Genomic DNA, 26,969 nt, shown 5'->3' with positions numbered 1-26,969 from the left:
TTCGACCCGGCGGACCGGCCGTTCGGCAAAGCGGTGCGGATCTCTCCGGTCTCAGCGGACCCGCGGGGTCTTCTTCGTGCGGGCCTTGCGGGGGCGGGCCACCCGGAGGCGGAGTTCGGCGGGGAGGGCGGCCAGGCCGAGGGAGCGGCGGGCGCGTTCGACCGGGCCGGTGCGGTAGGTGTCGATCAAGGCGGCGGTGTCGGCGCCGGGGACGAGCCGCAGGGCGGTGTGCACCTCGGGGCGGCGGGCGGCGCCGGTGACCCGGACGGTGACGCGATCGACCGCCGGATGGGCGATGAGCTCCGTCTCGATCGCGTCCTCGACGGCCCGGCTGCGCACGTGCAGTGCGAAGTGCGGCTGCCCGGGCGCCGCGGGGGACGGCAGGTCGAGGCCGGCCGGGCCGCCGCGGCGCAGCTGCGAGAACAGCCACCACAGCCCGCCAAGCACCACCAGCGCGGGCACCGCGATCGCCACCGGCCACCACCAGTCGCGGTCGGTCCAGCGGGTGCGGCTGGTGGCGCTGACCACCGGCTGGTCGGGCGAGGTAAGCGGCCACCAGTGCGGCGGGGTGATCCCGAGGTGCCGGTAGACATCCAGCCCGCCGAGCAACACCAGTGCTCCGCCGGTCAGCAGCAGGAGTCCGACCACGGCCAGAATGGCCCGGTTGACGGCACGTCGACTCATCGGGGCGGCTCCAACTCGGCCAGTTCACGGCGGTGGTGACGTTCCCGGACCGCCCGGGTGCGGACGTCCAGCCGGTGCGATACCACCAACACCGCGCGGTTGACGACACGTCGACTCATCGGGGCGGCTCCAACTCGGCCAGTTCACGGCGGTGGTGACGTTCCCGGACCGCCCGGGTGCGGACGTCCAGCCGGTGCGATACCACCAACACCGCGCGGTTGACGACACGTCGACTCATCGGGGCGGCTCCAACTCGGCCAGTTCACGGCGGTGGTGACGTTCCCGGACCGCCCGGGTGCGGACGTCCAGCCGGTGCGATACCACCAACACCGCGCGGTTGACGACACGTCGACTCATCGGGGCGGCTCCAACTCGGCCAGTTCACGGCGGTGGTGACGCTCCCGGACCGCCCGGGTGCGGACGTCCAGCCGGTGCGATACCACCAACACCGCGCGGTTGACGACACGTCGACTCATCGGGGCGGCTCCAACTCGGCCAGTTCACGGCGGTGGTGACGCTCCCGGACCGCCCGGGTGCGGACGTCCAGCCGGTGCGATACCACCAACACCGCGCGGTTGACGACACGTCGACTCATCGGGGCGGCTCCAACTCGGCCAGTTCACGGCGGTGGTGACGCTCCCGGACCGCCCGGGTGCGGACGTCCAGCCGGTGCGGGCCGGCCATCGGGATCCGGCCCAGCTCGTCCCGCAGGTGGCGTTCCACCGCGGCCGGGTCGGTGGTTCCGGCGACCGTCACCCGGGTGCGCCACCGCCCCACCTTCACCTGCCAGTGGTGCAGGTCCGCGTGCTCCTGGGCCCGCAGCGAGATCAGCGCGGCGACCGCGCTGCGGTGGATCGCCGTACCGCGCGGCTCCAGCGCGAGCCAGCCGCGCAGCCCGCGCCGGAACGCCAGCGTCAGCAGCACCAGCCCGAGCAGGACGGCCCCGGCGGCGAAGCCCAGCACCCACGGGTCGTCGAGCTGCCGGGTCTCCAACTGGTGCGCCAACTCCCGCCGCCACGGCCGGGCCTGACCGCCGGAGCGCACCGCGATCACGTCGTACAGCAGCGTCCCCGCGGCCACCACTACGACCGCCACCACCAGCGCCGTCACCACTCCGCGCTCGGACCGCAGCCACGAGGCGGCACTGCGCTTGCGCAGCTCCTTCGCCGTCGCACTCATCGCAGGCCCGCCGGGTGCAGGCGGTCCACGATCACCTCGGCCGAGCTGACGACGGTGCCGGTCAGCTCGGCGACCCGCTCGCACGCCGCGTCCCGCGCCGTCCGGGCCAGCGCCGCGACGTCGCACGGGAACGGCAGCTCCACATGCAGGGTGAGCCGGACCCGGCCGTGCGTGTACAGCGCCGATGCCTTCGGCTGCGGCCCCGGCCCCGGACGGCCCCGCCACGCCGGGGCGAGCGCGTCGGCGACGGCCCGGGCCGCGATCCGGCGGTACACCCGGTCGGCGATCCGCTCACCGCCACGCTGCGCGGGCGGGCCCGCGACCGCCCCCGAGTACGCCATCAGCGCCGCCGGTCCCGGCCGCGCAGCAACTCACCCAGCTCACCGAGCTCCAGATCCCCCTCGACCAGCCGGCCCACCACGAATCCCACTGCCCCGAGCGCCGCGACCAGCAGGAACGCCGCGAACCCGCCGAAGTAGCCGGCGAAGCCGAGGGCCATGCCGGCCAGCATGCCCACCAATGCCAGGTTCATCCGCCGCTCCTTCGCAGTCCGTCCCGGAAACTCACTGCACCCGCGGGCGCCGGCCCGAGGACGAGGCTTCCTCTTCCTCCACCTCGTCCAGCTCGTCCGGCAGGTGGACGTCGTTCACGGCGATGTTCACCTCGACCACCTCCAGGCCGGTCATCCGCTCCACCGCCTCGATGATGTTCGCCCGCACCTCACTCGCCAGCCGGGGAATCACCACCCCGTACTCGACCACCAGCGCGATGTCGATGGCGGTCTGCTTCTCGCCGACCTCCGCCTTGATCCCCCGCCCCACACTCGACTTCGACCCCGGCACCCGGTCCCGCATCGCCCCGAACGTCCGCGAGAACCCCGACCCCAACGCATGGATCCCCGCCACCTCCCGCGCCGCCATCCCCGCGATCTTCTCCACCACCCCGACCGCGAGCGCCGTCCGCCCCCGCTCATCACCCGCCGTCTGCGCCTCCACCGCGCCCTTCTGCAGATCCGCGGGCGTGGGGGTGTGTGGCTGCGCCATGTCGGGCCTCCTGGGGTCGGGTCCAGCTATATCCCAAATCACCCCCAACCCTGACATTCCGCCACGCACTGCGCTAGCGGGTGCGGAAGACAGGGGCGCGGGGAACTGCGCGAAGCGGAAGACCCCAACCGCAAGATCGCGACGCAGGGCAATGACTTGCACTTGATCGCGACCTCACGGACGGGCTTGCGCTTGTCGCGCAGTTCCCCGCGCCCCTGGTTGTGCTCTCCCTGGTTCGCGCAGTCCCCCGCGCCGCTGGTTGTTACAGCCCCGCGAGGTCCCGGAGGCGTCGCGCCTGCGACTCTCGCTCCGCCGCCCGCTGCTGCTCGTACGTGCGGTCGCCCGCACCTTGCAGCAGCGCCTTCGTCTCGATGACGGCGTTCCGCGGCGCAGCCAACAGCGCCGCCGCCAGGTCCTTCGCCGTGGCGGTGAGCTCCGCGGCCGGGACGGCGACGTTGGCGAGGCCCGTGGCGACGGCCTCTTCGGCGCCGACTCGGCGGCCGGTGGCGCAGATTTCCAGGGCGCGGGCGTAGCCGACCAGGTCGGTGAGGGGCTTGGTGCCGGTGAGGTCGGGGACCAGGCCGAGGGAGGTTTCCTTCATGGCGAACTGGACGTCCTCGGCGACGACGCGCAGGTCGCAGGCGAGGGCGAGCTGGAAGCCGGCGCCGACGGCGTGGCCCTGCACGGCGGCGATCGAGATCAGGTCGGTGCGGCGCCACCAGGTGAAGGCTTCCTGGTAGAAGGCGATGGTGGCGTCGAGTTCGGCGTCGGGGGAGGCGGCGAGCTGGAGGAAGCCGGTTTCGCCGGGGATGCCCTCGGGGGTGAACATGGCGCGGTCGAGGCCGGCCGAGAAGGAGGTGCCCTCGGCCTGGAGGAGGGCGACCCGGACGGTGCCGGGCAGGGCGCGGCCGATCGCGGCGAGGGCGCGCCACATGGCGGGGGTCTGGGCGTTGCGGCGCTTGGGGTCGCAGAGCGTGACGGTGGCGAGTTCGCCGTCCAGGTCGAGGCGGACGCCGGCCTGTTCCCACGCGGTGCGGTCGGCGTCGGGGATGTGGGTGGTCATGGCGGTGCTACCTCCAGCGACAGGGCGGGGACGCCCGCCGACCCCGACGGGCTACTGGAGAGTAACAAAGCACCGGATCCACGTACAGGAATGCCGGTGGAATGCTCGCGGAATACGAGGCGCAAGGGCCCGGAAACGGCGGTCGGCGGCTCGGGAGAACCCGGCCGCCGATCCGTGTGGAACGTCGTGCGTTGGCGAGCAGCGTGCTGGTGCAGCATGGGCGGCCGGGGCTGCTCGAGCACCGCCCGCCTGAGGTGATGGACCGTCAGGAACCGGCGGCCGCAGCGGCTTTGCCCTTGCCGCGCGTGGCACCGCCACGACCTCGAAGGTTGACCCCGGACTCGCTGAGCATCCGGTGGACGAAACCGTAGGAACGGCCCGTCTCCTCCGCGAGGGCGCGAATGCTCGCGCCGGAGTCGTACTTCTTCTTGAGATCGGCCGCGAGCTTTTCACGCGCGGCACCTGTCACCCGGCTGCCCTTTTTCAGAGTCTCGGCCACCCGTGCCTCCTCGTAGAGGTGATCAGTCAGATTCCCATGATCACCCATTGCAAGGCTCCTGGCCACCCATTCGACAAGGTCCGTCACCGGAAAGCGGGCTCGTCCGGTGGTGTTCGCTGCGCACCAGGGCGCTCACGGAGGGTGTGCGCGCCCCTCCGCGATTCGCTTCGGTGAGCGAATCCGCTGCTCAGCCCGCCGGGCGGGCACGAAACGGCCCGGGCCTGCAGAGCCAACGGCTGTGCGGGCCCGGGCGTTCCCGGATTGGACGGACGACCGGTTCCCCTCGTACCGACGGCCGACCCGGCGTCTACTCGCCGGTTGCCTTCGGACCTCCGGGGTTCAGGCGAGCGACACCAGGTCGTGGTAGGCGGGGCTCCACAGGTCCTCGACGCCGTCGGGGAGCAGGATGATCCGCTCGGGCTGGAGCGCGTCCACCGCGCCCTCGTCGTGGGTGACCAGGACGACCGCGCCGGTGAAGGTGCGCAGCGCGCCGAGGATCTCCTCGCGGCTGGCCGGGTCGAGGTTGTTGGTGGGCTCGTCGAGCAGCAGCACGTTGGCGCTGGAGACCACCAGCGACGCCAGCGCGAGCCGGGTCTTCTCACCGCCGGAGAGCACCCCGGCCGGCTTGTCGACGTCGTCGCCGGAGAACAGGAAGGAGCCGAGGATCTTCCGGATCTGCACCAGGTCGGTGTCGGGCGCGGCGGAGCGCATGTTCTCCAGCACGGTGCGCTCGGGGTCGAGCGTCTCGTGCTCCTGGGCGTAGTAGCCGATCTTCAGGCCGTGGCCCGGGATCACCTCGCCGGTGTCCGGCTTCTCCACGCCGGCCAGCATCCGCAGCAGGGTGGTCTTGCCGGCGCCGTTGAGGCCGAGGATGACCACCCGGGAGCCGCGGTCGATCGCCAGGCCCACGTCGGTGAAGATCTCCAGCGAGCCGTACGACTTCGACAGGCCCTCGGCCGTGAGCGGGGTCTTGCCGCACGGGGCCGGGTCCGGGAAGCGCAGCTTGGCGACCTTGTCGGAGACCCGGACCTGCTCCAGGCCGGAGAGCAGCTTCTCGGCGCGGCGGGCCATGTTCTGCGCGGCGACGGTCTTGGTGGCCTTGGCGCGCATCTTGTCGGCCTGCGAGTTGAGGGTCGCGGCCTTCTTCTCGGCGTTGGCGCGCTCGCGCTTGCGGCGCTTCTCGTCGTCCTCGCGCTGCTGCTGGTACTGCTTCCAGCCCATGTTGTAGACGTCGATCGCGGAGCGGTTGGCGTCCAGGTAGAAGACCTTGTTGACGACCGTCTCGACCAGGTCGACGTCGTGCGAGATGACGATGAAGCCGCCCTTGTAGGTCTTCAGGAAGTCCCGCAGCCAGGCGATCGAGTCCGCGTCGAGGTGGTTGGTGGGCTCGTCGAGCAGCAGGATGTCGGCGTCCGAGAACAGGATCCGGGCCAGCTCGACGCGGCGGCGCTGACCACCGGAGAGGGTGTGCAGCTCCTGGCCGAGGATCCGGTCCGGCAGGCCGAGGGCGGCGGCGATGGTGGCGGCCTCGGCCTCGGCGGCGTAGCCGCCCTTGGTGAGGAACTCGGTCTCCAGCCGGGCGTACTTCTTCATCGCGTTGTCGCGGGTGGCGCCCTTGCCGTTGGCCATCCGCTCCTCGTTCTCGCGCATCTTCTTGAGCACGGTGTCGAGGCCACGGGCGGACAGGATGCGGTCCCGGGCGAGCACGTCGAGGTCGCCGGTACGCGGGTCCTGCGGCAGGTAACCGACCTCGCCGGAGCGGGTGACGGTACCGCCCGCCGGCAGACCCTCGCCCGCGAGCACCTTGGTGAGCGTGGTCTTGCCCGCACCGTTACGGCCGACCAGACCGATCCGGTCGCCCGGGGCGATCCGGAAACTGGCCGACTCGATCAGGATGCGGGCGCCGGCACGAAGCTCCAGGGCGTTCGCGGTAATCATGGCTGGGGTCACTCCTAGACGTGGGGATGGCACTCAGCCATTCGCTTCAGTCTACGGGAGCGCGCGAGACGTTTTCCGGGGGCGTGGGAGGGCGCGAACCCACCGGGTCACTTCTCGCAGGTGGGCGTCGACGCCGCGAACGGCATCGAAGCACCGCAGTTGGTCTCCCGGCCGCCGCGGGTGGTGTCGTAGACCCAGGTGCCGATCACCGGGCCGTCGTCGATCGCGATGCGGTGGCGGTCCAGTGGGCGCATCTTCACGTCGGGGCCGGTGTTGAGGAAGTTGCCTGGCGCGTTGAGCGCGAACACCATGACGCCGCCGGGCAGTTGGCGGGCGGCGCCGTTGGTGGGCACGCAGACCCGCGGCACCAGGACGGCGTCCTCGCTCTGGGCGGTGCGGGCCGGGTCGAAGGTGCAGCCCGCCGGGGGGCGGGAGTTGAAGCGCAGGTCGCCGTCGCGGTCGCGGAAGCCCATCAGCAGGCCGGGGGTGACCACGGTGACGAACGCGTCGGCCTTGGAGTCGGCGGAGGGGTGCAGGGCGGCGGCGGCGCGTTGCACGGCGAGGGCCTGGCGCTGCTCGTCGGTGCGGTCGGCCGCGCCGGGTTCGCCGTCGGCGCGCAGCCAGTCGGCGAGGCCGGGGACGCTGCGGTGCCAGCGGACGGAGTGGTCGGCCGGGTTGACGGAGGTGACCATGCCGTCGTCCCAGACCACGGCCGCGTCCTCACCGACCATGGTCAGGTAGAGCGCGGTGGCGCCGTCGCGGCGGTAGGACCACAGGTGTTCGCCGGTGCCCCTCGAGTAGGCCTCCACGCCGGGGCCGACCTTCAGGTCCAGGTCGCCGGTGCTGGCCGACTGTGCGCCGACCGGGCTGGCGTCCGCCGCTCCGGGCAGGACCTTGTCCCCGAACGGTTGCGGGCGGTTGGCGTGGGCCGCCGCGCCTGCCGCGAGGACCAGCAGTGCGGCGGCGGCGGGCAGTACCGATCGGGGCGACAGAGTGCGCAGCGGATTGAAGGACACGGCCGGAGCGTACCGTCCGGCCCCGACGGAATTCAGCTGGATTCGAACGCGCCACGCCGCCGCCGCACGCCTTATACGGTTCCGACACAACCGGTTGCGACCTGCGTCGGCAGGCCGTCTCCCGGTCGTTACGGCCCGCTAAGGTACGGCTTCGACCGGCCGACGGACTGTTACAGAGGTGAGACAGGGATGGAATTCGACGACGACGCCCAGCTGGACGGCTCGCAGGTGGAGGACCGCCGCGGCATCCCCGGGGGCGCCGTGGCGATCGGCGGCGGCGCGGTCGGCATCGTCGGCCTGATAGTGGCCCTGGTGCTGGGGCTGGACCCGTCCATGTTCAGCAACTCGCACAGCAGCAGTGCGCCGGCGGCGGGGAAGGCCACCGGCACGGCACAGACCTCGACCTGCAAGACCGGCGCGGACGCAAACAAGCGGCAGGACTGCCGGATCCTGGCGACGGTGAACAGCATCCAGAACTACTGGCAGGGCGAGTTCGCGAACCGCGGCAAGAAGTACTCGCAGGCGGACAGCGTTCTGTTCACCGACCGGGTCCAGACCGCGTGCGGCCCGGCGACCTCGGCGATCGGGCCGTTCTACTGCCCGGGCGACCACAAGGCCTACTTCGACCTCGGCTTCTTCAACGACATGGGCCGCCAACTGGGCGCCCAGGGCGGCCCGTTCGCCGAGGCCTACGTGGTGGCCCACGAGTACGGGCACCACGTGCAGACCCTGCTCGGCGTCAAGGTCGGCAACGACCGGCAGGGCGCGGACAGCGCCTCGGTGAAGTCCGAGCTCCAGGCGGACTGCTACGCGGGCGTGTGGACGCACCACGCCACCACCACCCCGCAGGCCTCCACCGGCCGTCCGCTGATCACCAAGCTGACCGACGACGACATCGCCCGGGCGCTGGACGCCGCCGAGTCGGTCGGCGACGACCGGATCCAGAAGCGCGCAACCGGGAAGACCAACCCGGAGACCTGGACGCACGGCTCCTCGGAGCAGCGCAAGCAGTGGTTCACCACCGGCTACCAGAGCGGCGACATGACCAAGTGCAACACCTTCGGATGACCGTGCGGCAATGACCCGATGGGGTGACATGCGACATTTCTGATGGTCTGTCAGGTTACGCTCCAGGCGCCCGAGTTGTCCCCGAGTCCGTTCGGAGTGAGCCCATGCGCCTCGGCCGTCTCACCCTGGCTGCCGCCGCTCTGCTGCTGATGACGACCGCGAGCGTGCCCTCGGGCACGCCGCTCAGCCAGACCGAGCGGCACGCGGCGCTCTCCTCGGACGCCATCCAGCCGCGCGGCGCGGCGCCCCGTCCGACGGTCCAGCGGGCCGTGCACGAGGTGCCGTTCGGCGCGTTCGTCGGTTCCTGGAACGAGTACATCCCGAACATCGCGAAGATGGCGTCCTGGCTGAACAACGCCAACATGCAGGTCGGCCACACCTATCTGGCCGGCAACAGCTGGCGGGACATCGAGGGCGAGCCGGTGGTGCTCGGCCTGTGGTCGCAGTGGCGGCAGGCCGACCAGTCCCGGCGGCTGGTGCTGGGCGTGCCGATGCTGGTCCCCAACGAGGGGAACGTGCCGGACGGCGAGGTGGCCGGCCTGCTGGCCCGCGGCAACAAGGGCGAGTTCGACCAGCACTTCCTGCGCCTGGCCCGCAAGTTGGTGGCACTGGGCGGCGGCGACACCACCATCACCCTGGGCTGGGAGATGAACGGCATCACCTACACCTCGCGCTGCCGGCCCGACCCTGGCGCGTGGAAGGCGTACTGGCGGCGGATCGTCGGCGTGATGCGCTCGGTGCCCGGGCAGCACTTCGCCTTCGACTTCACCCCCACCCGCGGGCTGGACGCGATCCCCTGGACGCGTTGCTACCCCGGTGACGACGTGGTCGACATCCTCGGGATGGACAGCTACGACATGCCCGCGGGCGGCACCTTCGACCAGTACGTCAGCGAGCCGTACGGGCTGCAGGACCAGGTGGAGTTCGCGGCCAAGCGCGGCAAGCCGGTCTCCTACCCCGAGTGGGGGCTGTTCCGCAACGGCGACAACCCGGAGTACGTGCGCCGGATGGTCGAGTGGATGCGCACCCACGACACCGCCTACCAGACCGTCACCGACTACTGCCCGCACGGCTTCTGGCAGTGCCAGGACAACCCGAGGTCGGCGGACGTCTTCAAGCAGTTGATGTCCGGCTCGTCCGGGGCGGCGGGGCCGGCCCTCATGCCGTCACCGAAGCCTGGCCCGCACTAGCGCCTCCTTCAGCTTCGGCAGCCTGGTCCGCAGCAGCCGCACGGCGGTGGTCCGGGCCCGCACCCGCAGGGCCCGGACGGCGGCGGACGGGGCGAGCCGGCCGGGGCCGAACACCAGCCGCTGGTTGGGCAGTTGGTCGGGCCGCCAGCGCTGCTTGTACGGCTCCTGGCCGCGCAGCAGGCTCAGTTGCGGGATCCCGGCGGCACGCACCTCGTCCAGTGCGCCGCCGAACAGCAGGCCGGCGATGTCCAGTCGCTCGCGCAGGTCGGGGTGGGCGCCGTACATGTAGAGGCCGGCGAACGGGTTGCACAGCAGGATCAGGTCGACCGCGACCAGCTGCCCGTCGAGCTCGAAACGCTGTATGGCCGCCCGGCGGGTGGCCACCAGTGCGGCGGTGGACTCGGTGAGGTGGTGCGCGAAGCGCTCGGTGCGGTGCTCGGGGGTGACGCCGCGGTCCTGCCACTGGAGGCGGTGCAGGCGCAGCAACTCGCTGACGGTGTCCGGGACTTCGTCGGCGGTGGCGGTGTGCACCCGGATCCCGGCCTCGGCGATCTTCCGCAGTTTGACCCGGCTGCGCTGCGCGGTCTTGCCGGGCAGCCGCTTGAGCAGCTGGTCCATCGGGACGGCGGGCAGGTACTGGCACATCGAGTCGGCGAACCGGTGCCGGCGGCCCGGCCAGTGCGCGAACACCCGTTGCAGGGCGGCCTCGGGGTGCACCTCGCGCAGGTCCAGACTGTGCCAGGGGCGGCGCAGCGGCAGTGCGGCGGCGAGTTCGGCGGCGGCCCGGTCGGCGCACTCGTCGTCCAGCAGGACATCGGTGAAGTCGACCAGGCCCGCGCCCAGGTTGGTCAGGCCGCCGAACGGGCCCTGGCGGCGCAGTGCGGCGGCGGCGACCAGCCGGCCGTCGCGGCGGACCAGCACCAGGACCAGGGCGCCCGGGCGGCCGTAGCCCTGCCACCAGGAGCGCAGCCAGGGCGCGGACTGGAAGACCGTGGCGGTGGAGCAGCGGCGGTAGAGGTCGTCCCAGTCGTCGGCGACCGTGTCCAACGCGTCGTCGCCGCGCAGGACTTCGGCGGTCCAGTGGTGGCGGTCGGCGGCGGCGTGGTCGGCCTGGGCGGGGACCTTGGCGGCGGTGGCGGGCGGCTGGCGGAGCTTCATCGGTACACCCCTTCGGTCCGCGGGGTCTCGGCCTGGGTGGGAAACACGGCAGTGGTGGAGCCGGGGTCCGGACCGGGCCCCCGGCGGGTGAGCATCACCAGGGTGCCGAGCAGCACGCCGGCGGCGCCGCCGACCGCGGTGTCCAGGGTGGCGGACGGCGAGGCGGGGGCGTCGGGTTCGGCGGCGGCGGCCAGTTGGACCAGCTTGACGCCGGTCTCCTTGCTGCCGGAGTTGCCGAACGCCATCAGCGACCGGGCGACCGCGCCGGCGTTCTGCACGGCGTCCTCGGGGCGGGGGCCGGTGCCGGTGATCTCGATCACTGGGGCGTCCGGGGAGGTGGTGCCGCGCACCAGGGCGGCCAGCGCGGCCACCGAGTGGTGGGTCTCGGCGGCGGCGCCGATCAGCACCTGCGGCTGGCCGGTGAGCCGGCCGTACGCCTGGGCGAAGTTGACGGCGCTGGCGTTCTCACCGGCGTTCTGCGGGACCACCACCACGTAGGCGGAGGAGGCGTAGGACGGGTGCGAGACGACGGCGTAGCCGGTGCCGGCCGCCGCACCGAGCGGGACGGCGACGGCCATCGGCCACCAGCGGCGGGCCAGCGCGCGGAAGCGGCGGCGTGGGTCAGGCATCGGGGACTCCAGGAAACGAGGGGAACGGGGTCAGCGAGGGCGGGCCGCCGCACCTGGCGGGACGGCCACGGCCATCGGCCACCAGCGGCGGAACAGCGCGCGGGAGCGGCGGCGTAGTAGGGGCATCGGAGGGCTCCAGAGAACGGGGTCAGCGGAGGCGGGCCGCCGCACCTGGCGGGACGGCGACGGCCATCGGCCACCAGCGGCGGGCCAGCGCGCGGGAGCGGCGGCGTGGTGCGGGCATCGGGGGGCTCCAGAGACGGGATGGCGGGGGTCAGTGGGCGCCCGCGCGGCGGCGCGCGGTTCCGGCCCGGGGGCCGGGCAGGGCGCCGGCGGACTCCCGGTAGAGGGCGGCCAGTTCGGCCGCGATCCGGGTGATGTCGTAGTGCGCGACGGCGGGCGGGACCGGGACGGGTCCGGGCGGTGCGGCCGCGGCGGCGGTCAACTCGCGGGTGTAGGCGGCGGGTTCGGACGGCAGCAGGCGGGCGTGCGGGGCGGCGCCGACCGGGAGTTCGGCCAGTGCCGGGCAGGCGGAGTGCAGCACCGGCAGTCCGGCGGCGAGGGCCTCCAGGGCGGCGAGTCCGAAGGTCTCCGCGCGGGACGGCGAGACCAGCACGTCCATCGCGGTGAGCAGTTCGGGCACGTCGTCGCGTTCGCCGGCGAGCACCAGCCGTTCGCGGACGCCCAACTGCTCGGCGCGGGCGGTGAGTTCGGCCCGTTCGGGGCCCTCGCCGACCAGCAGCAGCCGGGTGCCGGCCGGGAGCGCGGCGAGCGCCTCCAGCGGAACGTGGAAGCGCTTGCCGGGCACCAGCCGGCCGACCCCGCCGGCCACGAACGCGTCGGCGGGGATGCCGAGTTCGGCGCGCAGCCGGGCGCGGTGGGCGGCCCGTTCGGCGGGTGGGAAGCGGTACCGGGCGGCGTCGATGCCGTTCGGCAGCCGCCGGACCCGGTGGGCGGGCACGCCCCAGGAGTCGAGCACGGCGGCGACCTGGCCGGAGACCGCCAGGGTGGTGCCGCCGAGCCGTTCGGCGGCCAGGTACAGCGCCTTGACGCCGGCCGAGGTGGGCCGGCCCTCGATCTCGCCGGCCTGTAGCGAGTGCTCGGTGGCGAGCACGCCCCGCACCCCGGCCAGCCGGGCGGCGAGGCGGCCGTACAGCATGGCCCGGTACAGGTGGGTGTGGACCAGGTCGTAGCGGCCGGCCCGGATCAGCCGGGTGAGCCGGGGCAGCACGCCGAGGTCGCGGTTGCCGCGCATGGCGAGGTGATGGACGGTGAATCCGTCGGCGCGCAGTTCGCGGGCCACTGTGCCGGGGTTGGTCAGGGTGGCCACCTCGTGCCGCTGGTCCTTCGGCAAATGCCGTAGCAGCAGCGCGAGTTGGCGTTCCGCGCCGCCCGCGTGCAGGCCGGTGACCACATGCAGGACCTTCACCACCGCTCCCCCGCGGCGGGCTTCGGCGGGGCCCAGCGCAGTCCGGTGACGGCCTCGCGCCAGCGGTGCCGGCTGCGCTTGGCGCGCAGCCGCCAGGCGCCGTCGCGGTCGCCGACGTAGCTGCGCGGCAGGGCGTGCCGGCCGGTCAGCGAGGAGTGCTCGATGGCGCAGGCGTAGTCGTAGCCGGCGTCCCGTACGGCCCGGGTGGCGGGCAGGTCGACGGCGCCGTACGGGTAGCAGAAGCCGGTGACGGGGCCACCGACCAGGTCTTCCAGGTCGCGGCGGCTCTCCTTGGTCTGGCGTTCCAGTGCGGCGGGCGGCAGCCCGGACAGGGCCTGGTGGCCCAGGCCGTGCGAGCCGATCTCCCAGCCCGAGGCGGCGAGTTCGATGACCTGGTCGACGGTCAGCAGTTTCTTCCGGGGGCCTTCGACGTCCCAGTGGTTGGCGGCGCCGAGCAGGTCGGGCATCACGTACGCGGTGGCGGTGAAGCCGTACTCGCGCAGCACCGGGACGGCGTGCCGGGCGAAGTCGGCGTAGCCGTCGTCGAAGGTCAGGCCGACCAGTTTGGACTCCCGGCCGAGGGCCTGGGCGTCGAGCAGTTCGCGGACGCTGACGCCGCGCCGGCCGGAGCGGTGCAGCCAGTCCATCTGTTCGGCGAAGCGTTCCGGGCTGACGGTGAGCTGGTAGGGATCCTCGTCCTCCTCGGCGACCGAGTGGTACATCAGGATCCAGGGTGCGAGCCGGGGTGCGAGCACCTGCGCCGGCAGACAGGTTTCAACCATGCGGCTTCCCTTCGGCGGGTGAGGGGGCGTGCGGTCGCCGGGCCCGGGCGAGCATCGCCAGGACCGGTCCGCGGACCTCGGGGACGCCGAACAGCGTGCCGAGGGCCGCGAAGACCAGCAGGACGGTGGCGCCGCCGAGCAGGGCGGCGGGCAGCGGCGCGGTGGCCGCCCGGACGGCGAGCGAGCCGGCCGCGGCGGCGGTGATCGCGGCGGCCAGCAGCCGGGCCTGCCCGCCAAGCACCAGGCCGAGCCGCAGGGCGATGCCGCGCAGCATCAGGCCGCGCATCAGCAGCGCCGCGGTGAAGGTGATCCCGACCGCGTTTCCGGCGGCCAGGCCGGGCGCCCCGAAGTGCGGGGTGAGGGTGACGCCGAGGGTGAAGGTGACGACCAGTCCGAGCGTCATCGCGCCGACCGGGTACCAGTCCAGCCAGGTGGTCCGGTCGCCCTCGGCGCGCGGGGCCTCGGCGCGCCGCACCACCGGGCGGACGCAGAAGTACGGCCGCACCATCACGCCGATCATCGCCTGGGCGGGCAGGCCGAAGCTGTACACCCGGATGACGGCCGCGGTGGCCTCGGTGTCGGCGGGGCCGAACGCGCCGCGCTGGAACAGCAGCGAGACCACGGCGGGTGCGCAGGACAGCAGGAAGGCGGTGCCGAGCAGCACCAGCGCCGCCGCCTGACCGAGGTCCTTCTCGACCCGGTCGCGGGCGGCGGTGAGGTCGCCGGCGGCCATCGCCCGGGCCACCACGGGGAACGTCACGGTGACGATCAGGATCGCCGAGGTCATCGCCAACTGGCTGACTTTCGCGGCGTAGTTGAGGTGCGAGATGGTGCCGGGCGGCAGCGCCGAGCCGAGGTAGCGCTCGATGAACACCTGGGACTGCCGGGTCAGCGAGAACGCGGCCACCGGCAGCAGCGCCAGCGGGATCAGCACCAGCCCGCGCACGGCGCCGCGCCGCCGGGCCCGCCGCTTGCGGACGCGCAGCCTGCGGGCGAACGGCACCACCAGCACGCCCGCCATCAGCAGGCTGCCGAGCGCCACGCCGAGCGCGGCGGAGCGCACCCCGAGCAGGCGGTGGCCGCTGAGCAGCAGCGCCAGGATGCCCAGGTTGTACATCACGTAGATGACGGCGGGCGCGGTGAAGGCGTGCAGCGCGCGCAGCGCGGAGGCCAGGTAGCCGGCCACGCCGAACGGCACCACGGTGAACGCGGTGATCCGGGTGCAGGTGACGGCGAGCCGCGGGTCGGCCAGGCCGGGGGCGAGCAGGTCGACCAGCTGCGGGGCGAACAGCGCGACGGTGCCGGACAGCGCGCACAGCGCGAGCAGCAGCCAGGGCAGCGTGGAGCGGGTCAACTGCCGTACCGGGTCCGGACCTTGAGGGCGTTCCTCGCGCAGTACCAGGGCCAGGCTGAAGGCCGGGACCATCAGGAAGGCCATCGCGTCCTCGATCAGCAGCGGCGCGGCGGTCTCCGGCACCGTCCAGGCGACCAGGAACGCGTCGGTGCCCTGGTTGGCGCCGAAGTAGCGGGCCAGCAGCAGGTCGCGGAGCAGGCCGAGGCCGGAGCCGGCCGCGCTGAGCAGCGCCGTCACGCCGAACGCCTTGGCCAGGAAGCCGCCCCGGGGTGCGGCGTCGTCGCCCTCGCTGCGGGGGGCCGGTACGGGGACGCCGGTGGTGACCTGCGCCACCGGCTGGTCTGTGGTCATGTGCCGTTCGCTCCACGGGAGTCGGGACCGTTCGCGGCCCGGGAGTCGGGCCCCGGCAGCGCGGTGCGGGCGGCGAGGCCGAGCACCACGGAGGTCAGCACGGTGGTGGTGCCGCCGATGTCGGCGTACAGGAAGTCCCAGAGCACCCAGCAGAGCAGCGCGAGGGCGGCCAGGCCGGGGCCGGTGGCGCGGCGCAGGCAGCCGAGCAGCAGGGTCAGGAACAGCGCGAGGTAGGCGACCACCCCGAGCAGGCCCTGTTCGCTGAGCACCAGGAAGTACATGTTGTGCGGGGAGAGCAGCGGTTCGCGCTGGAAGCCGATGGTGGAGTCCGCGGCGTCGCTGCCGGAGGAGAGCCTCAGCGGGGCGTGGCTGTCGCGCAGTTGCTGGAACGCCTTGGGTCCGGCGCCGGCCACCGGGTGGTCCTGCCAGATCCGGCCGGCGGTGGCCCACAGGTCGTAGCGGTCGGAGACGGACTGGTCGGGGGCGGCGGAGACCGAGCCGATCGAGCTGAGCCGCTCGGTGACGCCGGACGCGCCGAGGCCGAGCCCCCCGACCAGCACCACTGCGGCGGCGGCGCCGACCAGCACGCCCTTGACGGCCAGCCGGGCGTCGGCGCGCAGCAGCAGCACGGAGGCGGCGACCGCGGTGGCGATCCAGCTGCCCCGGCTGAACGACACCGCCAGCGGGAAGGCCAGGAACGCGGCGCTCGCCCACATCGCGCGGCGCAGCGCGCGGCTGCCGCCGGGGCCGCGTTCGGCCAGGCCAAGACCGAGGGCGGCGAGCAGCCCGAACGAGACCACGCCGGACATCGCCATGATGTCGAGCGCGCCGAAGGTGCCGACGGCGCGGATCGGCTGCCCGGTGTAGGAGGCGCCGGTGCGGGTCAGGTACTGGGTGGCGCCGACCGCGCCCTCGATCAGCGCGGCCAGCACGAACGAGCCGAGCACCAGCCGCCGGTCGTCGCGGTCGCGGACGGCGAGCAGCACGGCGGCGGGCACCAGTACGAAGATCTGCACCAGCCGGACGAAGCCGGTGAGGCTGGCCGACGGGTCGACGGAGTGCACGGTGGCCGCGGCGGCGGCCAGCACCACGCCGCCGAACAGCACGGCGGCCGCCGGGTCGAGCCGGGGCAGCCGGGCGCGCAGCAGTTGGACGGCGGTCAGTGCGACCAGCGCGAGCGAGGCCAGGTCGGCCGGGGTGACGTGGACGGCGGCGGTGACGTCCTTCTCGCCGGTGGGGACGCAGACCAGCAGCACGGTGGCGGCGGCGAGCCAGCTCGGCCGGGGTGCGAGCCGGCGCTGCCGGGGTGCGGCTCGGCCGGTGAACCGGCCCGTGGCGGGCGGGAGTCGGAGGGTGACGGCCACGGCCTGCGGTCAGCTCCCGTCCGGGCGGACCACGAGGGCGGCGGTGCGCAGCAGGATCTTGGCGTCCTGCCACAGCGTCCAGCCCTCGATGTAGCGGTTGTCGAACCGGGCCCGGTCCTCGATGGAGGTGTCCCCGCGCAGGCCGCTGACCTGGGCCAGGCCGGTGAGCCCGGACGGGACGCGGTGCCGGTCGGCGTACTCGGGGTAGGCCTGGCCGAACCGCACGACGAAGTAGGGGCGTTCGGGGCGCGGGCCGACCAGGCTCATGTCGCCGCGGAGCACGTTCCACAGCTGCGGGAGCTCGTCCAGCGAGGCCTTGCGCAGGAACTTGCCGACGGTGCCCATCCGGTGGTCCTGCGCGATGTTCCAGCGGGTGGCGGACTCGTGTTCGTTGCTGGGACGCAGGGTGCGGAACTTGAGGAGGGTGAACACCCGGCCGTCCAGCCCGGTGCGCTGCTGGCGGAACAGCACGCCCGGGCCGGTCTCCCAGCGCACCGCGAGGGCGCAGGCGGCCAGCAGCGGGGAGATCAGCAGCAGGCCGAGGCCGGCCGCGGCGATGTCGAAGCCGCGTTTGACGGCCCAGCCGTGGCGGCGCATCGCGGGGGCGCCGAGCCGCAGACAGGGGAAACCCCACAGGTGGTCGCCGGTGCCCTGCACCGAGTCGAACTCGCGCAGGCCGGGCAGCAGCCAGACCTGGCAGCCGAGCCGGGCGGCGTGCCGCATCGCGGCCAGCGTGTCGGCGTCGTCGGCGGCGCCGCCGGTGGCCAGCACGTGGTGGACGCGGTAGCGGCGCAGCACCCGGCCGAGCACCTCGCGGCCGCCGAGCACCGGCAGTGGGCCGCCGGGGGGCAGCAGCACCGGGTCGGCGTCGAGGTAGCCGACCGGCCGCAGGCCGTACTCGGGGCGGGCGGTGAGCACGTCGGCGATCCGCTGGCCGAGTTGGCCGGCGCCGAGGATCAGCACCGGGCTGGGACGGCGGCGGCGGGCCCGGCGGGTCAGGTGGTGGACGTAGGCGCGGCCGAGGGCGGCGAGCGGGAGCATCAGCAGCAGCAGGCCGAGCAGTCGCAGCGGGCCCATCGCGCCGAGGTCGGTCCAGTGGCCGGTCAGGCAGGCGTCGACGGTGACGGCGAACGCGGTGGCGACGGCGGCGCGGGCGGCCAGCGCGGGGAACTCGTCGAGGGCGGAGAGGCTGAGCCGGCTGCGGTAGAGGCCGCCGGCCAGGTTGAGCGGGAGCAGTGCGGGCAGCAGCAGGAGGGCGGTGGCGACCGGCCGGGTGGCGGCCGGGGCGGTGACGGCGGCGGCCAGTGCGACCGCCAGGGTGTCGGCGGTGGCGAGGGCGAGCGGCAGGGCGACCCGAGAGTGCAGCCGGCCGCGGTGGCGGCCGACGCCGGCGTAGGTCCTGGTCGGCAGCGCCCGGGAGCTCGGCCGGTCGAGCAGTCCCGCGCCGTGATGGTTGCCGCGGCGACCGGTACCCGCCAGCACGTCGGCGGACCGCGGCACGCTCTCGTGGTCAATGGTCATCGGCGCACGAACTCCCCTGCTGTGAACCCGTCCGGGAAATCACCTGCTGCCGAGCACGGCGGTCGACCATTCCCCTGACAGAAAATGGGGATGAAGCAGGCAGAATCAGACATTACCGAACGCCATTGCACGCGCAGAGAGCTGACATGCCATTTCATTCCACCCGCCTAATAATCGGACATCCAGAAGGGAAGGCCACACCTGCACGGGCGGGCGTTCACGGCCTGACAAACGATCAGAACCACTGCGGGACACGGGATGTGCGACCCGCCGGGACCACCCGGGTCCGAACAATAGTCCGGTAAATCGCCGCCACCTGCGAGATTACTTGCCGGATATCGTGATTTTCAGCCACGTGTGACCCGGCCAGAACACCGCGCCGTTCGCATTCGATCCGATCCGACAGGAATTCGGCCAACCGTTCGCCCATCGCACGGGAATTCTCCGGCGGCACTACCGAACGGCCGAGCTCACCCGGCGGCACGCACTCCCGCGCCCCCGGCACATCGGTCAGCAGCACCGGCCGCCCGCAGGCCATCGCCTCCAGCGGCGCCAGCGCCATCCCCTCCCAGCGCGAGGGCAGCACCACCAGATCCGCGGCCGCCAACCACAGCCGCGGATCCGCCACATCGCCCACCAGCCGCACCCGCGACGGATCGGGCAGCGCCCGCACCCGGCCCGCCAGCGCCTCCGCGTCCGGACCGCCGCCGACCAGCACCAGCCGGGCCTCCGGCAGCCGGCGCTGCACCTGCTCCCAGGCGTCCAGCAGGACGTCCTGGCCCTTCTGTCGGCACAGCCGGCCCACACACACCGCCAGCGGGACGTACTGCTCCAGGCCCAGGGCCATCCGGGCGGCCCGCCGGGACGCCTGGTCGGCGGGCGCGAAGTGCGCCAGGTCCACGCCGTTCGGCACCACCCGCCAGTCCGCGACCAGCCCCGCCGCCACGCCGTCCGCCTTCTCCTGCTCGCTGACGCACAGCACGATCCGGGCCCACCGGGTGGCGTGCCGCTCCCAGCGCAGGCTGACCTCGGCGAGGGCGCCCTCGACGGCGGCGAACGACCAGGCGTGCGGCTGGAACACCGTGGGCACGGCGCCGCGGGCGGCCAGCCGGCCGGCCAGCCCCGCCTTCGCGCTGTGCAGGTGCAGCACGTCCGGCGCGGCGCCGCGGATGATCCGGCGCAGCCGCCAGGCCTCGCCGACGGTGCCCGGCCCGGGCGAGCGCTCGGCCGGCCAGTCCAGCACCCGGGCGCCGGCCGCGGCGGCCTCCTGGGCGAGCCGGCCGCCGGGCGGGCAGGCCACCAGGACCCGGCAGCCGACCGCGCGCTGCCCGCGCACCAGGTCGACCACCACCCGGGCCACGCCGCCGTCGGTCGGTTGGGAGACATGAAGGATCGTCATCTGCACGGCCCGGAGCCTAAGTTGACGACCACGCCCGGCCGGGGCCGCTTCACCCGTCCCGGGGAACGGGCACACCCGTACGGCTGATGCGCCGTACGGGTGTGTGAATAGCCTCGGAGGGGGTGAGTGAGGCTCAGCCGAGTTCGGCCGCCAGGTTGGCCAGCACCTGGTCGTGGATCCGGTTCAGGCCCTTGGGCGCGAAGGTCCGCTCGAAGAAGCCGCCGATGCCGGTCGCCCCCGTCCAGGTCGCCTCGACCGTGACCTTGCTGCCGTGCTCGCCGGCCGCCGCGACCGTCCAGGTGATCACCATCGAGGAGTTGGCGTCGGTCTCCACCAGGGTGTCCGGGGTCGGCGCCGTCACCGTGAACAGGCAGTCCCGGACCCGCTTCTCGGTGGCCTGGAGCTTCCAGTGCACCTGGGTACCCGCGCCGGTGCCGCCGGCCCGCACCTCGTACTCGCTGTACTGCGCGGGCAGCAACTTCGGCCGGGTCACCGCGTAGTCGGCCAGCGCCTCGTACACCCGGGCCGGGTCGGCCCCGTACGTCCGCTCGGTGGTGGCGTGCACCTTGCCCATTCGCTCACTTCTCCTCGGTCCGGGTCATCTGCGCCTCTGCACATCTGCACTCGGCGTCGCCGCCAAGCCAACCATCGCGGCCTGCCCCCGCCAAACCGGGAACGAGGGTGCATCAGGCCACGCGTTAGGGTGGGCGGATGCTGGATGAAGTGACGGCGCTGCGGTACGTCGATCCGCTGCGGGCGGGTGGTTCGGTGCCCGGGGTGGTGGAGACCGACGACCTCGGCACGTACGTGGTGAAGTTCACCGGTGCGGCGCAGGGCGTCAAGGCACTGGTGGCCGAGGTGATCGTCGGTGAGCTGGCGCGGCGGCTGGGCCTGCGGGTGCCGCCGCTGGTGCTGGTGGACTTCGACCCGGCGGTGGCGGCGAACGAGCCGGACCAGGAGATCCAGGACCTGCTGAAGGCCAGCGCGGGCCGCAACCTGGGCATGGACCTGCTGCCGGGCGCCCGCGACTTCAAGCCGGGAATGATCGAGGTCTCCCCCGCCGAGGCCGGCCGGATCGTCTGGCTGGACGCGCTCACCGGCAACGTCGACCGCAGCGTGCACAACCCGAACCTGATGGTCTGGCACGGGAAGCTCTGGCTGATCGACAACGGCGCCGGGCTGATCTTCCACCACCGCTGGTCCTCGGCCCACGCCTCGGTGCACAAGCGCTACGACCTGAGCGGCCACGCGCTGGGCGGCTACGGCCCCGACGTGGCCGCCGCAGACGCCGCGCTGGCGCCCCTGGTGACGTCCCAACTACTGGCCGAGATCACCGAGTTGGTGCCGGACGCCTGGCTGGCCGACGAGCCGGGCTTCGACTCGCCCGCCGCCGTCCGGGCCGCGTACGTGGAACACCTGGCGGCCCGGGTCACGAACTCGGCGGCCTGGCTGCCGGAGGGGTTCGCCACCCCGGAGCAGATCCGCGCCGCCGAGGAGCGGGCCGCGGCGGCCCGCACGGCGGCCCGGCCGGCCTGGCTGAAGCAGGTGCCGAACCGGGCCGGCCTGGCCTCGGTGGAATCGGACTGGTCCCGGCACGTCGGCGAGGAGAACTGACCCGCGGTCGGCTGCGGCACGCGTGAGCCTGCCGGGCTCCCGGCACGTCGGCGAGGAGTGAGCCGCCCACGCACCGGGGTTGACGCAGGCGCGTGGGCGCTGAACGAGCCGCCCACGCACCGGGGTTGACGCGGGTGCGTGGGCGACGTGCGAGCCGCCCACGCACCGGGTGTTGACGCGAGGTCAGTTGCGCCAGGCGTCCGCGGCCTTGGCGGCGTTGACCACTCCGGCGCCGTAGAAGCCGTTGTTGGCGTCGGTGCCCTCGCAGGTGGCCTTGTAGGCGCCGGTGCCGCCGGGGTTGAAGACGCCGGCCGGGCAGGCGTGCGGGTCGGCCTGCTTCACCAGCAGGCTGCGCAGCTTCTCCGGGCCGGCGCCCGGGTGGCTGGAGGCGAGCAGCGCGAGGACGCCGGCCACGTGCGGGGTGGCCATCGAAGTGCCCGAGCTGTAGCCGTACTTGTTGCCGGGGAGGGTGGAGAGGATGCCGCCGCGGCGGTCGGGGGTGTCGGGCGTCTGGAAGACGGTGGCGTCGCCACCGGGGGCGGCGACGGCGACCTTGTTCAGGCCGTAGCTGGAGTAGTAGGACTTGTCGCCCTTGGCGCCGATCGCCGACACCGCGATCACGCCCGGCAGTTCGGCGGGCAGGTCGAGGCAGCTGGCGTCGATCGGCCGGCCGCCGGGGGTGGTGTCGTCCGGGCTGCTGACGTCGACGGTCTTGTGCGCCAGGTCGATGTTCTCGTTGCCGGCGGCGGCGACGTTCAGCACCCCGCCACGGCGGGAGTAGTCGACGGCCCGGCGGACGGCCTCGCTGACCGCGCCCTGGTCGGGGTCGCCCGCGCAGTTGAACATCCACGGGTCCACGTAGTAGCTGTTGTTGGTGATGGTGAAGTGGTGCTCGGCGGCCCAGACGAAGCCGCAGATCGCGTACTCGGGGTAGATGAACCCGCCGTCGTCGACCACCTTGACGGCGGCCAGCCGGACGCCGGGGGCGACGCCCTCGATGCCCTTGCCGTTCTTGGCGGCGGCGATGGTGCCGGCCACGTGGGTGCCGTGGGTGCTGGTGGTGGGCTGCCAGGACTTCCAGTTGGTGTCGGGGCTGCCGCTGAGGCAGGACGCGGAGAGCGCCGGGTCGACGTTGGCGGCGAGGTCCTCGTGGGTGGCGTCGATGCCGGAGTCGAGGACGCCGACCACCACGTCACGGCTGCCGAGCGTGGTCTTGTGCGCCTGGTCGACGCCGATCTGCCGCATGTCCCACTGGTTGGCCCAGAGCGGCTCGCTGCCGTCGGCGGTCGCGCCCGTGGGAACGTCGGACACCTCGACGGTGGTCTCCATGCCGCCGGCCTGGATGCCCGCGGTGCGGCTGGCGCCGACCGAGTCGATGGTCTTCGACTGGCGGAGCTTGGCGGCGAAGCCGGGGTCGTTGGAACGGGCGATCACCACGCCTATCTGCTCGTACGACGCGATCACGCTGCCGCCGGCCGCCTGGATCTCGCGCTCGGCCTTCTTGGTCTGCCCGTGGTTGGCCTTGGTGTTGACCACGTAGTTCATCGGCTGGCCGGTGGCGGACGCGGTGGCCGCCGTGGCGGCGCCTGCCGCGGGTCCGGCGAGGGCGCCGGCGGTGACCAGCGCGAGACCTGCGGCGAGGAGGGCGGAGCGACGGATGCGGGGAACGCTCATGGGGGTTGACTCTCCCGACTGTCGGCGGACGCGATCGGTGTGATCGAAGACACGCGAATGGCCGGGAGACTATTCAGCCGATATGACAAAAATCAAGAGGTAGTAAAGCAATCGTCGTAGACCGAACGAGTGTCCGACCCACTGCCGGTCGGTCACCCGCCCCGCTCCGCCGGTGCCGGCTCGGCCGCCGAACAGCTCGCCGTGGGCGGCCGGCGCGGTGGCGATGTCGGCCTGCGCCCCACAGCTTCTGCACCGCGCTCTTCGCCGCCGCACTACCGGACTTGGCCGACCCGCACCGTCACCGGAGTGAACTTACGAACGCTCCGCCAGCACCCGGGCCAACCCGGCGCGCAGCCGCGCCGAGGCCCCGGCCGACCGCCCCAGCGCCCGCACCCGCTCGGCCGGAACGTCCAGCCGCGCCGCCAGCGCGAGCACGGCGGCGAACGGCCGCCGTCCCGCCGCGAGGCACTCGGCCACCGCCGCCAGCACGGCGTCCAGCACCGCCCCGTCCGCGCCCGGATGTTCGGCCAGCAGGTACAGCAGCCGGTTGTCGTTCCAGTCGCTGTGCCGGACCTCCGCCAGCCGCGCCAGCACGTCCGGCGGGGTGTGCGGGTTCTCGGCGAGCGCCTGGTCGACGAACGGCAGGCCGACGGCCGTGAGGGCACGCAGCGCGGCGGGGTCGGTGGAGGCGCGGGCCTCGGCCAGACGGTCGGCGGGGGTGGGCACTTGGGCTCCTCCGGGCAGCGGAACGGCAGGATCTACGGGCGGGCGTCGACCTGGACGAGGGCGTGGCGGCCGTCCGTGCGCCACGAGGTCCCGGTGCCGTCGAGCCGGGCGACGGTCGCGGCGTCGAGGCCGACGATCACATCCGACTTCAGCGTCCGCAGGGCCGCGACCGGCGACGGGAAGTGACGCACCGTCTCGCCGAACGGCGTGGTCGGCGGCCAGAGCCGGTCGCCGACCAGGCGGCGGTAGTTGAGGTCGCCCTTGAGGATCGTCATCGTCGCGGCGGCGAGCTCGGTACGGAGGTCGGCCGGCATGTCGTGGAACGGCAGCGGCGCACAGAAGAACGGGTGCGTGCGGACGACGAGCGCTCCGCTGTTCATCGCCCGCCACAGCCGCCCGCCGACCGCCCCGGCGGCGGCCGAGGGCGCGGTGCGCAGGCGCTCGACCGAGGCGAGGACGTCGGCCGTCGTCGCGTCCGAGACGAAGTACGGCTGCGGCTTCACGTACAGGACGACCTGCGCAGCCGGGCCGCCGGTCAGCAGGTGGTCGATCAGCACCAGGTCCGGCAGCAGCTCCCGGCCGGCGTTGTCCGCGATGACGCAGACCTGCCCGCCCGTCGCCCGTCCGAGCGCGGTCCAGAGCGTCGCACTGTCGTCGGAGACCAGGTCGGCGGCGGCCGTCCCGGTGGTCTCCGCGGTGATCCCGAAGCTGAGGTCCGCGCGGTTGCCCCACAGCGCGGACGACAGCAGCGCCTCCGCCCGGCGGGTCTCCGGCAGGCCGTCGAGCGCGCTCAGCGCGGCCAGTTCCTCGTCCACCGCCGCACCGGCCAGCTCGGCGTTCTTGAACGGCGCGAACGGGTCGACGCCCTGCCACGCGCCGGGCCCGAAGTACCCGGTGGCGTCGAGCAGTCGGCGGTAGAAGTAGCTCTCCGCCCACAGGAACGGCGCCTCCCCCCAGGGCCGCCCCCACAGCCCCTCGCCCCACGCCAGCCACCGCGCGGCGTCCGGCGCGTCCGCGCGCAGCGGCTCCAGGACGCCGGTGGTGCTCTCCACCAGCAGCCGCTCGACCGCCGCCCGCTCGGCGGGGCCGTACGGCAGCGCGTCGAGCACCTGCCGGACGAGCTCGGGGTGGCGCTTGTGGAAGACGCCCCAGGCGAAGGACCCGGGGACGTCGGCGCGAATCACGGGTGCGTTCGACACATCGGGGCTCGTCTCTCTCGTCATCGGCGGGCAGCGGGCCCGTCGGCTCCAGCCGAGACTAGTGCCGCGGCAGGCAGCCTTTGGCGTCGCGACGGGGCGAAGGTTGCCTGACGCGGCACTAGACGAGGTGTCGTGGCCGAGGGCCTATCCGGCTCGGCCGCGAAGCCGTCAACGGGCCGTCAGGATCTCGACCCCGTCGGCGGTGAGGCGTTCCAGGGCCGGGTGGGTCGGAGGGGCGTCGGTGATCAGGCCGGTGATGCGGCCCCAGGGGAGGACGCGGAAGGGGGAGGCCGCGCCGATCTTTTCGGCGGAGGCGAGGATCCAGGTTTCGGCGGCGCGGGCGGCGAGGGCTCGTTTCATGGCGGCCTCGTCGGCGTCGCCGGTGGTCAGGCCGGCGTCGGGGTGGACGCCGGTGACGCCGAGCAGGCAGAGGTCGGCGGAGACGTTCTGGGCGGCCTCGACGGCGGCGGCTCCGCAGGCGACGGCGGAGTGCTTGAAGATCCGGCCGCCGAGCAGGAAGAGTTCGGCCCGCGGGTGTTCGAGCAGGGCCGCCACCACGGTGGGGCTGTGGGTGATCACGGTGCAGTCGAGGTCGGGCGGGAGCAGGCCGGCCACGGCGAGCGCGGTGGTGCCACCGTCCAGGATCACGGCGCTGCCGGGACGGACGAGTTCGACGGCCGCGGCCGCGACCCGGCGTTTGCCGTCGGGGGTCACCGACTGCCGCTCGGCGTAGCCGGCGGTGGCGGGCGAGGCGGGGAGCGCGCCGCCGTAGACCCGCTGGCAGAGTCCTTCGGCGGCGAGGTCGCGCAGGTCGCGGCGGACGCTGTCCTCGGAGATGCCGAGGTCGGCGGCGACGTCCTTGGCCACCACCTTGCCCTCGCGGGCCAGCAGGGCGAGCAGGTGGTCGCGCCGTTCAGCAGCCAGCATTTCTCGTTCTCTCCTGTTCTTGCACGTTTCTGCGTGTATGGTAGCGCCTCATGACCGACACCGACACACCCATGCTCGTCCTGATCGCCGGACCGTACCGCTCCGGCACCGACGGAGACCCGCAGGCGATGGCCGCCAACCTGGCCCGGCTGGAGGCGGCCGCCTGGCCGGTCTTCGCGGCCGGACACCTGCCGGTGATCGGCGAGTGGATCGCGCTGCCCGTGCTGCGCTCGGCCGGCGCGGGGCCCACCGACCCGCTCGCCGACGAGGTGCTGTACCCGGCCGCCGACCGGCTGCTCGCCCGCTGCGACGCCGTGCTCCGGCTGCCCGGCGACTCGGCCGGCGCCGACCAGGACGTCGCCACCGCCCGCCGCCGCGGCCTGCCGGTCTACCACGACGTGTCCGAACTCCCGCGCCGCGCACCGCAGGTGGACCGATGAACGGACGCCCGGGCATCGACGTCCCCGACCACCGCGGCCGCACCGGCCTCGACCGGGCCGGGCGCGACCTGCGCGGCAATCCGGACGTGGTGGTGCGCCAGGTCGAACTCACCTCGCAGGGCTGGCACGTGCTGCGCCGCACCACCTTCGACCACCGCCGCCGCGACGGCCGCTGGACCACCGAGCAGCGCGAGACCTACGACCGCGGCAACGGCGCGGTGGTGCTGCCGTACGACACCGAACGCGGCCGCGTCCTGCTCACCCGGCAGTTCCGCTTCCCGGCGTACGTCAACGGCCACCCCGACGGCATGCTGATCGAGGCCGCGGCCGGCCTGCTGGACGACGACGACCCGGCCACCGCGATCCGCCGGGAGAGCGCCGAGGAGCTCGGCGTCGAACTCGGCCCGCTCACCCACGTGTTGGACGCGTTCATGAGCCCGGGTTCGGTGACCGAGCGGCTGCACTTCTACGCCGCCCCCTACCGGCCCGCCGACCGCACCGGCCCCGGCGGCGGGCTGGCCGAGGACGGCGAGGACATCGAGGTGCTCGAACTCCCCTTCGCCGAGGCGCTCGCGATGACCCGGGACGGGCGGATCGCCGACGGCAAGACCATCCTGCTGCTGCAGTGGGCGGCCCTGCACGGGCCGTTCGCGCCGCCGCCGGTCCGTTGATCCGGCGCCCGGAATCGTGCAGAAACGTGCAGACCGCTCAGCAGCAGGCCG

The 26,969-nt window shown here is 73.4% G+C and carries 32 protein-coding genes; 5 read left to right on the top strand and 27 right to left on the bottom strand.

Annotated features, from left to right (window positions below; genetic code table 11):
* Window positions 1-51: 51 nt before the first annotated feature.
* From ACFYST_RS16785 to ACFYST_RS16720, 14 genes are all read right to left on the bottom strand, one after another.
* On the bottom strand, window positions 52-684 hold the full coding sequence (locus ACFYST_RS16785; protein WP_387862984.1) for an alkaline shock response membrane anchor protein AmaP: 633 nt from the start codon (window positions 682-684) through the stop codon (window positions 52-54).
* A complete protein-coding gene (locus ACFYST_RS16780; RefSeq protein ID WP_387646080.1) occupies window positions 681-803 on the bottom strand; it encodes a hypothetical protein in 123 nt (40 codons plus the stop codon). The genes ACFYST_RS16785 and ACFYST_RS16780 overlap by 4 nt, the downstream gene beginning before the upstream one ends.
* On the bottom strand, window positions 800-922 hold the full coding sequence (locus ACFYST_RS16775; protein ID WP_387646080.1) for a hypothetical protein: 123 nt from the start codon (window positions 920-922) through the stop codon (window positions 800-802). Before ACFYST_RS16775 ends, ACFYST_RS16780 begins: the two co-directional genes overlap by 4 nt.
* Window positions 919-1,041: a hypothetical protein gene (locus ACFYST_RS16770; protein WP_387646080.1), complete on the bottom strand. Its 123-nt coding sequence runs from the start codon at window positions 1,039-1,041 to the stop codon at window positions 919-921. Before ACFYST_RS16770 ends, ACFYST_RS16775 begins: the two co-directional genes overlap by 4 nt.
* Window positions 1,038-1,160: a hypothetical protein gene (locus tag ACFYST_RS16765; RefSeq protein WP_387646080.1), complete on the bottom strand. Its 123-nt coding sequence runs from the start codon at window positions 1,158-1,160 to the stop codon at window positions 1,038-1,040. The genes ACFYST_RS16770 and ACFYST_RS16765 overlap by 4 nt, the downstream gene beginning before the upstream one ends.
* The gene (locus ACFYST_RS16760) at window positions 1,157-1,279 is read right to left on the bottom strand and encodes a hypothetical protein (RefSeq protein ID WP_387646080.1); all 123 of its coding nucleotides are present in this window, start codon (window positions 1,277-1,279) and stop codon (window positions 1,157-1,159) included. The genes ACFYST_RS16765 and ACFYST_RS16760 overlap by 4 nt, the downstream gene beginning before the upstream one ends.
* Window positions 1,276-1,863, bottom strand: coding sequence for a hypothetical protein (locus tag ACFYST_RS16755; protein WP_387862983.1), 588 nt, complete (start codon window positions 1,861-1,863; stop codon window positions 1,276-1,278). The genes ACFYST_RS16760 and ACFYST_RS16755 overlap by 4 nt, the downstream gene beginning before the upstream one ends.
* On the bottom strand, window positions 1,860-2,204 hold the full coding sequence (locus ACFYST_RS16750; RefSeq protein WP_387862981.1) for a hypothetical protein: 345 nt from the start codon (window positions 2,202-2,204) through the stop codon (window positions 1,860-1,862). Before ACFYST_RS16750 ends, ACFYST_RS16755 begins: the two co-directional genes overlap by 4 nt.
* Complete coding sequence (locus ACFYST_RS16745) at window positions 2,204-2,395, bottom strand: hypothetical protein (RefSeq protein ID WP_387646091.1); 192 nt, start codon at window positions 2,393-2,395, stop codon at window positions 2,204-2,206. The genes ACFYST_RS16750 and ACFYST_RS16745 overlap by 1 nt, the downstream gene beginning before the upstream one ends.
* Window positions 2,396-2,426: 31 nt before the next feature.
* On the bottom strand, window positions 2,427-2,906 hold the full coding sequence (locus ACFYST_RS16740) for an Asp23/Gls24 family envelope stress response protein (RefSeq protein ID WP_387646094.1): 480 nt from the start codon (window positions 2,904-2,906) through the stop codon (window positions 2,427-2,429).
* A gap of 262 nt (window positions 2,907-3,168) precedes the next feature.
* Complete coding sequence (locus ACFYST_RS16735) at window positions 3,169-3,969, bottom strand: enoyl-CoA hydratase/isomerase family protein (RefSeq protein ID WP_387646097.1); 801 nt, start codon at window positions 3,967-3,969, stop codon at window positions 3,169-3,171.
* A 265-nt stretch (window positions 3,970-4,234) separates the two neighbouring features.
* On the bottom strand, window positions 4,235-4,468 hold the full coding sequence (locus ACFYST_RS16730) for a helix-turn-helix domain-containing protein (RefSeq protein ID WP_014138756.1): 234 nt from the start codon (window positions 4,466-4,468) through the stop codon (window positions 4,235-4,237).
* 339 nt (window positions 4,469-4,807) lie between these two features.
* Window positions 4,808-6,406, bottom strand: a complete 1,599-nt coding sequence (locus ACFYST_RS16725; RefSeq protein ID WP_387862980.1) for an ABC-F family ATP-binding cassette domain-containing protein — start codon at window positions 6,404-6,406, stop codon at window positions 4,808-4,810.
* A gap of 107 nt (window positions 6,407-6,513) precedes the next feature.
* Window positions 6,514-7,422: a hypothetical protein gene (locus tag ACFYST_RS16720; protein WP_387646103.1), complete on the bottom strand. Its 909-nt coding sequence runs from the start codon at window positions 7,420-7,422 to the stop codon at window positions 6,514-6,516.
* Between the two features lie 189 nt (window positions 7,423-7,611).
* Between ACFYST_RS16720 and ACFYST_RS16715 the strand changes: the two genes are divergently transcribed.
* Both ACFYST_RS16715 and ACFYST_RS16710 read left to right on the top strand, forming a co-directional pair.
* Window positions 7,612-8,490, top strand: a complete 879-nt coding sequence (locus ACFYST_RS16715; RefSeq protein WP_387646105.1) for a neutral zinc metallopeptidase — start codon at window positions 7,612-7,614, stop codon at window positions 8,488-8,490.
* Between the two features lie 104 nt (window positions 8,491-8,594).
* Entirely contained in the window at window positions 8,595-9,680 is a 1,086-nt protein-coding gene (locus tag ACFYST_RS16710) for a glycoside hydrolase family 26 protein (protein WP_387646108.1), read from the top strand.
* Here the strand turns inward: ACFYST_RS16710 and ACFYST_RS16705 are convergent.
* The 9 genes from ACFYST_RS16705 to ACFYST_RS16665 all read right to left on the bottom strand — a co-directional run bounded on the left by ACFYST_RS16705 (window position 9,657) and on the right by ACFYST_RS16665 (window position 20,241).
* On the bottom strand, window positions 9,657-10,838 hold the full coding sequence (locus tag ACFYST_RS16705; protein ID WP_387862977.1) for a GNAT family N-acetyltransferase: 1,182 nt from the start codon (window positions 10,836-10,838) through the stop codon (window positions 9,657-9,659). The two genes, ACFYST_RS16710 and ACFYST_RS16705, sit on opposite strands and share 24 nt — an antisense overlap.
* On the bottom strand, window positions 10,835-11,467 hold the full coding sequence (locus ACFYST_RS16700) for a Wzz/FepE/Etk N-terminal domain-containing protein (protein ID WP_387862974.1): 633 nt from the start codon (window positions 11,465-11,467) through the stop codon (window positions 10,835-10,837). The genes ACFYST_RS16705 and ACFYST_RS16700 overlap by 4 nt, the downstream gene beginning before the upstream one ends.
* Before the next feature lie 274 nt (window positions 11,468-11,741).
* Window positions 11,742-12,896 (bottom strand): glycosyltransferase, encoded by a 1,155-nt coding sequence (locus ACFYST_RS16695; protein WP_387862972.1) that lies wholly within the window; start codon window positions 12,894-12,896, stop codon window positions 11,742-11,744.
* The gene (locus tag ACFYST_RS16690) at window positions 12,893-13,678 is read right to left on the bottom strand and encodes a polysaccharide deacetylase family protein (RefSeq protein WP_387646118.1); all 786 of its coding nucleotides are present in this window, start codon (window positions 13,676-13,678) and stop codon (window positions 12,893-12,895) included. The genes ACFYST_RS16695 and ACFYST_RS16690 overlap by 4 nt, the downstream gene beginning before the upstream one ends.
* Entirely contained in the window at window positions 13,671-15,383 is a 1,713-nt protein-coding gene (locus ACFYST_RS16685) for a lipid II flippase MurJ (RefSeq protein WP_387862969.1), read from the bottom strand. Before ACFYST_RS16685 ends, ACFYST_RS16690 begins: the two co-directional genes overlap by 8 nt.
* On the bottom strand, window positions 15,380-16,747 hold the full coding sequence (locus ACFYST_RS16680; RefSeq protein WP_387862966.1) for an O-antigen ligase family protein: 1,368 nt from the start codon (window positions 16,745-16,747) through the stop codon (window positions 15,380-15,382). The genes ACFYST_RS16685 and ACFYST_RS16680 overlap by 4 nt, the downstream gene beginning before the upstream one ends.
* Window positions 16,748-16,756: 9 nt before the next feature.
* Window positions 16,757-18,268, bottom strand: a complete 1,512-nt coding sequence (locus ACFYST_RS16675; RefSeq protein WP_387862963.1) for a sugar transferase — start codon at window positions 18,266-18,268, stop codon at window positions 16,757-16,759.
* A 235-nt stretch (window positions 18,269-18,503) separates the two neighbouring features.
* Complete coding sequence (locus ACFYST_RS16670; protein ID WP_387646127.1) at window positions 18,504-19,667, bottom strand: glycosyltransferase; 1,164 nt, start codon at window positions 19,665-19,667, stop codon at window positions 18,504-18,506.
* Window positions 19,668-19,800: 133 nt separating this feature from the next.
* Window positions 19,801-20,241, bottom strand: coding sequence for an SRPBCC family protein (locus tag ACFYST_RS16665; RefSeq protein WP_387646129.1), 441 nt, complete (start codon window positions 20,239-20,241; stop codon window positions 19,801-19,803).
* Between the two features lie 137 nt (window positions 20,242-20,378).
* Here ACFYST_RS16665 and ACFYST_RS16660 point away from each other — a divergent pair, with 137 nt between their 5' ends.
* Window positions 20,379-21,281, top strand: coding sequence for a HipA family kinase (locus ACFYST_RS16660; protein WP_387862961.1), 903 nt, complete (start codon window positions 20,379-20,381; stop codon window positions 21,279-21,281).
* 183 nt (window positions 21,282-21,464) lie between these two features.
* On the opposite strand, the gene ACFYST_RS16655 is transcribed toward ACFYST_RS16660, so the two are convergent.
* From ACFYST_RS16655 to ACFYST_RS16640, 4 genes are all read right to left on the bottom strand, one after another.
* A complete protein-coding gene (locus ACFYST_RS16655) occupies window positions 21,465-22,955 on the bottom strand; it encodes a S8 family serine peptidase (RefSeq protein ID WP_387646134.1) in 1,491 nt (496 codons plus the stop codon).
* Between the two features lie 312 nt (window positions 22,956-23,267).
* Window positions 23,268-23,681 carry a hypothetical protein gene (locus tag ACFYST_RS16650; RefSeq protein WP_387862958.1) on the bottom strand — a complete coding sequence of 138 codons (414 nt, stop codon included), beginning with the start codon at window positions 23,679-23,681 and terminating at the stop codon, window positions 23,268-23,270.
* Between the two features lie 32 nt (window positions 23,682-23,713).
* Entirely contained in the window at window positions 23,714-24,880 is a 1,167-nt protein-coding gene (locus ACFYST_RS16645) for a damage-control phosphatase ARMT1 family protein (RefSeq protein WP_387862955.1), read from the bottom strand.
* Between the two features lie 168 nt (window positions 24,881-25,048).
* Window positions 25,049-25,807: a DeoR/GlpR family DNA-binding transcription regulator gene (locus ACFYST_RS16640; RefSeq protein ID WP_387862952.1), complete on the bottom strand. Its 759-nt coding sequence runs from the start codon at window positions 25,805-25,807 to the stop codon at window positions 25,049-25,051.
* 50 nt (window positions 25,808-25,857) lie between these two features.
* Here ACFYST_RS16640 and ACFYST_RS16635 point away from each other — a divergent pair, with 50 nt between their 5' ends.
* On the top strand, window positions 25,858-26,247 hold the full coding sequence (locus ACFYST_RS16635) for a DUF4406 domain-containing protein (protein WP_387862950.1): 390 nt from the start codon (window positions 25,858-25,860) through the stop codon (window positions 26,245-26,247).
* Window positions 26,244-26,918: an NUDIX domain-containing protein gene (locus ACFYST_RS16630; RefSeq protein ID WP_387862947.1), complete on the top strand. Its 675-nt coding sequence runs from the start codon at window positions 26,244-26,246 to the stop codon at window positions 26,916-26,918. Before ACFYST_RS16635 ends, ACFYST_RS16630 begins: the two co-directional genes overlap by 4 nt.
* Window positions 26,919-26,969: the final 51 nt, after the last annotated feature.

Origin of the sequence: Kitasatospora sp. NPDC004614 (assembly GCF_042873675.1) — a bacterium.
GTDB lineage: Bacteria > Actinomycetota > Actinomycetes > Streptomycetales > Streptomycetaceae > Kitasatospora.
The sequence above is the reverse complement of the archived record's forward strand: the minus strand, read 5'-3'. Positions and strand labels throughout refer to the sequence as shown.